Below are 3,812 nucleotides of genomic sequence, written 5' to 3' on the forward strand. Positions count from 1 at the left end.
CATCAATGAAAATCAAATTGCAAATCGGATGTCCCGCACTGAAAAAGTTGTTGATGCGGACAGTCTTCCCGTCTGCAAAATCAATAACCAGATCATTACCGGCACGGCTATAATTGGTGATGCTTTCTTTGTCTGCTGTGAGAACAAAATTGTGCGGCTTGCCACCACTATCAACAGACCCGCTTCCCTCAGTCAGCTTAACGACTGGATGTTGCTTGATGATATCCGACTTTGTCATATTCTGTTTCCTACATCACTAAATTGCTATACTGTGGCTAAAATGGCTATACGTTTATCAACCGATTGTTTTGTGATTTCCCCCAGGAAAACACTCAAGGATTACCACATAAAATGAAGTAATCCTCACTTTCCTATAGAACCCAATAGGCAATAGATAGATACTACCTTTAGTTGTTTTATATCATCATTGCAACTTAAAAACGTATTTTAAGAGGCACTCTCTTAAATTGAATTCCATGCATTAAGAAAATCCATTTCATGAATGCCATGAGAAAAAGGAAATAATGTAAAATTATGCTCTTGTTACACCATAATTTAGCTATTTTTTTTATTAAATTGAGATAAAAATTTTTATGTTAATATTTTATAAATATCTTTATTAATATTAAATTCGATTAAAAATGTATAAAAACTATAAAAATTTTATCATATTCGTGAATATATAAATATTATGTATATACTGAATATGAAAAATTTCAAACATATCTGTTAATAAATATAATATAAATAATATTATATATAATATATAGAAGAGTAATAAAAATTTTAGTTATAGATGATGAAAAACAATAATGAAAAAAATTACGTATTAAGCTTATACTATCATTCCAATAATTAATTGATTTTGTCTTTACGTCGAAGGACTGAGCAACTATTACGAAAATTTATTTAGTCGCTATGCGATCAGAATAAGAAAAATCCGAGAATGGAACGAGTTTTATCAGATCATTCAATAGTTTGAATCGACCTCGTGCAATAAGTCGGAGCGGTGTTTAAGGGCCTTACCTTATCATTCAGCGTTATATCCATAGAAGCCTGCCGTAGATCTGCGATGGACAGGAACCCTACCTGCCCAAAGATAAAGTTCTATGGCGGGAATTTCTCCCGCCATAGAGAAGATCAACCGATAATGATCTGATGGTTTGCCAACAATGTTTCCAAATCGGTTTGGACATTGTTCAAAGTCAGAAGGTCGGTCGACTGGAAGGTGCCTCCCTTGCCATCACGGTCAACACTCAAAATCGTATTGCCGTTTTCAACGCGCGTCGAAAGGTAGTCCTTGATATTATCACCCCAGTCGATCTGGGCTTTGCCTTTGTCGTCGAAATGGGCAGCGCCATCGGCATCGGCACGGTAGCCTTGCAACAAGTCCTTGACATCAATGCGATCGGCATCGGCATCAATCTTGGTTTTGTCGGCATCAATATAGGTGCCAACTTTGAAACCATAGACTGTGTCATGACCGTTACCACCGGTTGCATCATCCTGCTCAATGAGGCGATAAAGCAGAAGATCATGACCACCGGATTCAAGGTGATAGGTGTCGTCACCACCACGACCATCAAAGAAATTGTCGCCCTTGCTACCGGTGAAAGTATCGTTGAATTTGCTTCCGTAAATACCTTCAATGTCAATAAACTTGGCGTTGTTGAAGCCTGTCGACTGGTAGCCGCTATTACTCAAATCGACTGTGACACCAGTGGTTGCCTTGCCAAAATCGACAATGTCTTCACCACCACTTGCCTGCCAGTATTTTTCACCGGCATCATTCCTCCAGCCGCCACCACCGGAATAGCTTTGGCTACCGGCTTCAGCTGTAAAGAGGTCATTATAACCGGTACCAACCAGTCCTGGACGGTAGCCTTGCGTTGCCGGATCATTGTTTCCCGCACCGGTTGTAACCGTGTCGCCATCTTTATTGGCATTCAGGATATAGGCATGGTCGGCTTCTACAGCTTTAAGACCTGTCCAAGAAGTGTTGACATTTTCTATCGTATTGTCTTTGCCGTAACCGTTTGCATCTGTCGTATGGGTGTGGGCAATGCCGCCAATATCATTCGATTGCCCCTCGGTATTGCGCAAGACAACAACCGAATAGGTTTCATTTTCTTTCAAGCCATAGAAATGGACAAGGCCGGTATTGTCGGAAGCGCCCATGCCACCTTGCGCATTGATAACCTGCACGGCAACCAGATTACCGGCAGAGTCAAAAAGCTGGACGGTATTGTTATAGAACACATTGGCACCATCCTTGTCGGTGATGCGAAGATGCAACGACGTTCCATAACCCACCTTATTTTTGTTCGACAAAATGAGCGATGAATGGGCATTGTCACGCTGCATGGTGACATCAAGCGCACCATCCCAGTCATAGTCTACAAGCCCGATGCCATAAATAAAGTTAGTGCCACTTCCATCAATTGTCCTCGGGTCGACATCACCATTGGCACTGGAAAGACGGCCACCTTTGTCACCGAAGATATCCCAATTATCCCATTTGACAGAACCATCAAGACCGACGCCGCCATTATGCCAGAGCTTCGTTCCCGCAGCACTCCCGCCGAAGCCCGGAACCTCCAGAATGTCCATTTTGCCATCGTGATCCCAGTCGATAGCAACCGACCAGCGACCGTCAAGGTCGTCGCCCAAACCGACGGCATTACGCAATTGCCCGGTTCCGTCAGCTTTATTATAAAAGATTTGGCTTTCTTTGTCGCCATGCCAACCGTGATGATTTTTGGCAAGGAACAGATCCATATAACCATCACCATTATAATCGGCCCATGTCATGGAAATGGTATTTTTATAGTTGTCAGGACCAATTGACTCATCAGTGCCATTGCCGAAACTCGGCAATGAATCGTCAAAATGCTGGTTGACTGACCAGTTGGTGCCATAAACACCGTTAACAGGGGCAGACTTGCCGCTGTTCAGGAGTGTCATCAACTGGTACCAATTGTTCGCATAGCCGGAAACGCCATTCGTGTCATTAATCTCGCCGTTACCGGCAAAATCAATCGTCCCGTTATTGTCAAGGTCGATCGCCGACACATGGTGATCGGTCATAAAATTGCTCGTGAGCGCGGATTGGTTACTACCAAATTCCCTGCCCATTGCAATGAACTGGTTACCGTTCAGGCTTGACGATGTCGCTCCCTTGTTCAAGAAGATAGAGCCGGAATCCGCGCCGGAATCGCCCTGAATGACATCAAGATAGCCGTCACCATTCATATCGAAAGTGGCAATGCCGCCGAGGTGGTTTTCAATAAACGCACCATTGAACATGTCGCCATATTTCACATCGACATAATTCCATTGATTATCGCCCGTGCCGACATAGGCGGCGGTTGTATACCAGGAATAGGCGGTTTTTGTTGACCATACATCTATATAACCGTCATGGTTATAATCGGCCATAGTATAGGAACCGAACAAAACATTTTCCGGCCCCAAACCCCAAACATCAACCGTCCCATTATTAATTCCTGTCTGATAATCCAAATAGTGGGCTTCGGCCTTGCCGTTACTGTTGAACACCCAAACATTCGAATTGGAAACAACCTGCCACTCGCCATTATTGTTGAGTGCGACAGCCTGCGTATAACTTAAATCTCCACTACCTCTTTGAATATTGTTATTTGAAATCCCGTAATCGGGAACGTTTGCAGCACCTGTTGTATCAACGCGCACTTCGACGTCATGCGCTTCGCCGACATAGCCGGATTTCGATACAATTGCTGTTGTGAAGATATAGCTGTGGTGGTCGGCCAAGCTGCCATCAGGCAACTTGA

2 protein-coding genes are annotated in these 3,812 nt (G+C 43.5%); both read right to left on the bottom strand.

Going from position 1 to position 3,812, the window contains the following annotated elements:
* Positions 1 to 238 (bottom strand): BapA prefix-like domain-containing protein (locus PEB0122_RS11510; RefSeq protein WP_143238790.1); only part of this gene is annotated, 238 nt, incomplete at its 3' end.
* 902 nt (positions 239 to 1,140) lie between these two features.
* The coding region (locus PEB0122_RS11515) for an FG-GAP-like repeat-containing protein (protein WP_143238856.1) at positions 1,141 to 3,812 on the bottom strand (2,672 nt) is incomplete at its 5' end.

The organism is Ditibartonella apis, from assembly GCF_001952075.1.
Lineage (GTDB): Bacteria > Pseudomonadota > Alphaproteobacteria > Rhizobiales > Rhizobiaceae > Bartonella > Bartonella apis.